This window comes from Acidovorax sp. CF316, from assembly GCF_000276605.1.
In the GTDB taxonomy this organism is placed as follows: domain Bacteria; phylum Pseudomonadota; class Gammaproteobacteria; order Burkholderiales; family Burkholderiaceae_C; genus Acidovorax.
Genome location: NZ_AKJX01000051.1, coordinates 1 through 5,908 on the forward strand (window position 1 = coordinate 1; position 5,908 = coordinate 5,908).

Consider the following 5,908-nt stretch of genomic DNA (forward strand, 5'->3'; position numbering starts at 1 on the left):
CGGCTGTAGCCGGTGCCGGCCGCCGTGAGCATGACGGCATAGCGCCCGTTGGACAGCAGGTGCGTGGCCGGTGCACTCGCACCTGGCGCGCCCATGCGCCGCACGGCATGCAGGTCGTCGCGCACGTCGGCAGGGCCGGTCTGCGTTTCTTCGGCGCGCGGGTGGGCCACGGCCACCAGGCGCGGCATGCGCTCCTGCAGCAGCAGCTCGCAGGCCTGCACCATGGGCTCGCGGTGAAAGCGCTCGCGCATCTGCCCGCCGTGCAAGGTGTTGGCAATGGCCACGATGGTCATGCCCTGGTGGTGCGCCATGTAGTTGCGCACGATGGCCACGGCCTGCCCCTCGGGCAGGCGGCTGCGGGTGAAGTCCAGCGCCTCGTAGAAGCCATGCTGCCCCAGGGCGCCGAGCTGCGCCAGGCGCGCGAAGTTGTGCCCCGCCGCGGTCGCATCCACCATGCAGGCCAGGCCGGTGGCGTAGGGGGCGATCACCAGGTTCTCGGCCAGCCCGCGCTTGAGCCCCAGGCCCGGCACGCCGAAGTTGGAGTACTGGTAGGTGAACTCCAGGTCGCGCGCGTTGTAGGCCGACTCGGAGATGCCCCAGGGTATGCCCTGCAGCGCGCCGTAGGCCATCTGCCGCTGCACCACCAGGGTGTTGGTCTGCGCCAGCAGGCTGCCCGCGGGGGCGCGCATCACCAGCGAAGGCATCAGGTACTCGAACATCGAGCCCGACCACGACACCAGCGCCGACCCCTTGCCCACCGGTATCGCCGTGCGCCCCAGGCGGAACCAGTGGCGCGTCTCCACGTCGCCCTTGGCGATGGCGAACAGGCTGGCCAGCCGCGCTTCGGAGGCCAGCAGATCGTAGCAGTTGGCGTCGAGCCGGTTCTCCACCGCCGCATAGCCGATGGACAGCAGCTTGCGCTCGGGGTCGAGCAGAAAGGCGAAGTCCATGCCCAGCGCCAGCGCGCGCGCGGTGTCGGCCAGCGATTGCCAGCGGGCGTCGAGCGTGGGAAGCCCCTCGCCAGTGGGCAGCAGGTCGTGCCCCTGCTCGATGACCCGTGCGCGCACGGCCGCAGTCCAGAACAGCAGTGCATCGCCCTCGCCACTGCCTGCCGGCACCGCGATGTCCTGCGCCTCCTTCAGCGCCTTGTCGGCCAGGCGCTGCAGGGCGGGCAGGCCCATCTCCACGCCACCACCCGCCACCGCGGTGTCGATCTCGGCCAGCAGGGCCAGCAGCCGCCGGCCCTGTGCGCCCTGCGCCGCAGGCACGCCCTGCACCGCCTCGCGCGCCAGCGCCAGGGCATCGCCCAGCCCTGCCACCCAGGTCGCGGGCAGCGGCGCGCGCACCCAGCCCTCGCAGGCACTGGCCAGCGCGATCAGGTGGCCGGCCAGGTTGCCGCTGTCCACCGACGACACGTAGGGCGGCGCCAGCACCTGCGCCGTGCCCGTGTCGTACCAGTTGTAGAAATGGCCCCGGTGGCGCGCCAGCGCGCCCATGCTGGCCAGCGTGGCCTCCAGCCGGTCGGCGGTCTGCGCGGCACCGGCCCAGCCGAAATCGCGCGCCGCAACGGCCGACAGCAGGTACAGCCCCATGTTGGTGGGCGAGGTGCGGCGCGCCACCACGGGCTTGGGGTCTTCCTGGAAGTTGTCGGGCGGCAGGTGGTGTTCGGCCGCGGTGACAAAGGTCTCGAAGAAGCGCCAGGTGCGCCGCGCGATGCGCCGCAGCACCAGGGCGTTGTCCAGGGCGGGCGCGCTCTGCGGCGCTGGCACGGAGCGCCGGCTCGAGCGCCAGGCCAGGGCCGGCGCCGCCAGCCACAAGGCCAGCAGCGGCAGCACCAGGGGCCGCGATGCCGGTGCCAGCGCGGCAGTGCCGGCCACCAGCACCGTGGTCAGCAGCAGGCCGCCGGCCATCAGCCGGTAGAAGCCCGCAGGCCCCGGGCGTGGTTTGGTGGCCGACTGCGCGGCGGTCTTCCACTCCAGCATCTGCCGGTGCGTGGCGTACAGCCGCACCAGGGCGCGCACGATGGCGTCCACCGCGCGCCAGGCATGGTCGGGCAGCAGCGCGATGGCGGCCACGGTCTGCAGTACCGCCACGCGGAAGTCCGAGGCCAGCAGGCGCAGGTGGCTGGCCACGCGGATGCCGGGGCGGCTGGCCCACAGCTCGGCCATCCCAGGCAAAAAGGCCGGCACGCCCAGCGCCGCCAGCACCAGCAGCACGCCCCAGGGCGCCTGCGGCCAGGGCAAAGCGCAGCACAGCACCAGGGTCAGCAGGCCGGCCGGGGCCAGCAGCGAGCGGCGCAGGTTGTCCAGCATCTTCCAGCGGCCCAGGGCGGGCAAGGCGGCGCCCTGGTGGCGCCGACCCAGCACCCAGGGCAGCAGCTGCCAGTCGCCGCGCGTCCAGCGGTGCTGGCGCTGCACGGCCACGTCGTAGCGTGCCGGAAAGTCTTCGACCACCTCCACGTCCGACGCCAGGCCAGCGCGCGCCAGCACGCCCTCGAACAGGTCGTGGCTGAGCAGCGTGTTCTCTTGCACGCGCCCGGCCAGCGCGGCCTCGAAGGCATCCACGTCGTAGATGCCCTTGCCGGTGTACGAGCCCTCGCCGAACAGGTCCTGGTACACGTCCGACACCGCGGCCGCATAGGGGTCCATGCCGCCGGGCCCCGAGGTCAGCCGCTGGTACAGCGAGCCTTCGAGCCCCATGGGCAGCGCCGGCGTCACGCGCGGCTGCAAAATGGCATGGCCGCCCACCACGCGCTGCTCCGCCGGGCTGAAGCTGGGCTGGTTCAGCGGGTGGGCCATCTTGCCGATGAGGCGCAGCGCGGCATCGCGCGGCAGGCGCGTGTCGGCATCGAGCGTGATGACGTAGCGCACGCCGGGCAGGATTTCCGGTTGCCCCTTGCCATCGAGCGCCATGAAGCTGGTGTCCGTGGCGCCGCGCAGCAGGCGGTTGAGCTCGTGCAGCTTGCCGCGCTTGCGCTCCCAGCCCATGAAGCAGTTCTCGCCGGCATTGAAGCGGCGGTGCCGGTGCAGCAGGTAAAAGCGCTTGCCGCCCGGCGCCGGGCCGTGCCGCAGGTTCAGCGCGGCGATTGCCTCCTGCGCCACGGCGATCAGGTGGGCGTCGCTGGCCACCACCTCGGTGGCCGCGTCCAGCCCGTCGGACAGCAGTGCGAACGACAGGTCGCCCCCCGCGCCCGCCAGGTGGTGCACCTCCAGGCTCTCGATGTGGGCGCGCAGGTCCGCCTCGCTGGTCAGCAGCGTGGGCACCACCACCAGGGTGCGCAGGTGGGTGGGCACGCCATCGGCCAGCGCCAGGCCCGGCAGCCCCACGGGGCCGAAGCGCCGCGTGACGCGCCGGTTGACCAGCACGCTGGCCACCTCGGTGGCGGGCAGAAAGCCGGCCAGCGCCAGCGCCACCAGCCAGCCCGGGTGCGTGCCGTGCAGGCCCGCCCACCAAAGGGCCGCGCCCAGCAGCAACACCGCCAGGCCCAGGATGGCGCCAATGTAGCCCCCCACGCCCAGGCCCACCTGCCAGCGGTTGAAGCGAAAGCCCCAGGGCGGCTTGAAGCCGATGGCCTGCTCCAGCGCGGGCCGGCCTTCGGCCACCAGGTGGTAGCCGGGGTCGGCGGCGCGCGCCGGGTGGGCACCGGTGGCCTGGGCGGCCGCTGCCGCCTGCGCACTGGCCAGGGCCTGCTCGGCAATGGCCAGCTCGGTCAGGGCCGAGCCGCGTGCCAGCTGCTCGATGGCACTGCGGTAGAGGTTGCGCGTGGCAAAGTCCATCGCCGCGAAGCCGCCGCCTTCGCGCAGGCGTGCGTCCACCAGGCCCATGCCCTCGACCAGGTCGGCCCAATCGATGTCGGACATCAGCCGCATGCTGGTGATCACGTTGCGCACGCTCACGTTGGAGGCGCCCTGGCGCTGCTGGGCGTGTTCGATCACCAGGCCCACGCTGGTGCCCTGTCGCTCGAGCCGCTCTTCCAGCCACTGCAGCGCGGGGGTGGTGCGCGGGTCCTGGTCGCGCAGGCGCTTGGCCAGTTGCGCGGCAAACAGCTCCGACAGCGGGCCGTGGGCGCGCGTGCCGATGTCCCCCACCAGGGCCGAGTAGGCGCTGCCCGAGGCGAGCAGGCGGTCGGCCAGCGCCTGCGCATCGGCGCGGTCGGCCCGGCCGGCCGTGATCTGGTCGGCCAGCCGGCGCAGGTTTTCCACCAGCACGATGCGCAGGGTGATGGCCACGGCCCACAGCTCGCTGATCATCAGCGGCTGCACCTGCTGGTAGGCGGCGATGAAGCGGCGCAGCGCCAGCGGGTCGAAGTGGCTGTCGGTGTGCGCCACGAAGGCCCAGGCGATGCCGAAGACGCGCGGGTAGCCGGCGAACGGCCCCTGCGCCAGCTTGGGCAGTTGCCGGTAGTAGCCCGGCGGCAGGTCGACCCGGATCTCGCGGATCTGCTCTTCCACCACGTGGTAGTTGTCCAGCAGCCAGTCGGCCGCGGGCACCACGCTGGACCCCGACGCCAATTCAGCGGCGCTGGCCCGGTAGGCGGCCAGCAGCTGGCTGGCATTGGCGCGCAGGCGCCGGTGCAGCGAGGGCACCCGGGGCGGCCGCAGGCTTACCTGCTGGGCGGCGGCCAGGCTGCGCGCATGCTGCTCCAGGCGCTCCATGCCAAAGAGCTCTTCGCGCACGGGGGCGGTGCCGTTCCACGGCGGCGCAGCGGCGCTCCTCACGGCATGGAAGAGGGAAGACAGGGCATCGACAACAAGCATGGGCGCCTTTCGGGACACCCCGGGGCCGCGCTGTGCCCCGTGACCTGCCCGTTGAAGGAAAAGGCGCGGACGGGCCAGGCCGTCCGCGTCGAAGGAAGGCCTGTGTGCTGGCACACAGGCGGGCCTGCACTTGGGCAAGGCCGTGAACGCTGCGCGCCCCCGTCAGACCCAAGGCCTGAAGGGAGCGTGCAAGCAGGGCACAAGGAAGCCCCGAGGCTCAGCCCTTTTTGGCTGCGCGTGGTGGCTGTGCGGCGCCGGGCCTGGCGGGGGCCAGGGGCTCCACCACTGCGGCAGGCTTCTGCTTGGGCTTCTTCGATTCCTTGTTGCCGCGTTTCTGTTCTTTTCCTGCCATGAAAGGCTCCTTCGCTTGGAACACGCCCCGGGGGTTGGCGGGCGCAATGGTCTCAGCCACCCGGCACAAGGCGCGGATGGGGCGTTCAAGCAACCACGCGCACCCTCATGGAAGGCGCACACAGATGCATGGAGGAAGGGAAAAGGTCTGCAGAACGCAGGCGTCCAGCGGCGGGACGTGATTTGAGCGGCAGTTCTTCGACACCACCATATGGTGGCGGTCAGCGCGAATGCAAGGTGCCGCCGGCCGAAAAAGGAGGCGCCCCCGGGCCCGGGTGTTGCAGGCGCCTGCCCTGCAGCCACTCGACCACGATGCGGTGGTATGTCTGGCGCCACTTTGGCTGTGACAGTTCATGGTCTGCCCCCAGCAGCATGTGCCGCACCAGCGAGCGAGAATTGCTGAGGGCCCATGCGTAACTGTCGATCACGGGCGGCGCCACCACCTGGTCGCACTCCGACTGCACCAGCAGCACATCGCCGCGAAACGCCGAGCAGGCCGCCAGCGCGCGGTTGGTGTCGGGCGTGTGCACCTGGCGGCGGTAGGCATCCACCGCGCGCCTGTCGAGGCCCTCCTTGGGCAGGAGCCAGTCTTCGTCGGGGTAGAGCGCGGGCGAGCGCAGCACCAGCCAATCAAAGGGGTACATGCCGGCCAGCAGCGCGGCCATGTAGCCGCCGTAGCTGAAGCCCAGCACCCCCATGCCATCGGGCCGGGCCTGGGCATGCAGCTGCTGGTAGTCGCGCAGGGCCTGGCGCAACGTGTCCTCGCGGTTCACGGCGGCACGCTCGGCGGCCGCCCAGCC

Annotated in this window: 3 protein-coding genes; all 3 read right to left on the minus strand. The window is 72.0% G+C overall.

Translation table 11 applies throughout. The features are described from left to right. Positions 1-4,757: glucoamylase family protein (locus tag PMI14_RS05745; RefSeq protein WP_007851054.1), on the minus strand; the 4,757-nt coding region annotated here is incomplete at its 3' end. Positions 4,758-4,974: 217 nt separating this feature from the next. Next, positions 4,975-5,109 (minus strand): hypothetical protein, encoded by a 135-nt coding sequence (locus tag PMI14_RS35760; RefSeq protein WP_255344567.1) that lies wholly within the window; start codon positions 5,107-5,109, stop codon positions 4,975-4,977. 220 nt (positions 5,110-5,329) lie between these two features. Next, positions 5,330-5,908, minus strand: a 579-nt coding sequence (locus PMI14_RS05755) for a S9 family peptidase (RefSeq protein ID WP_007851062.1), incomplete at its 5' end; no start/stop codon positions are given.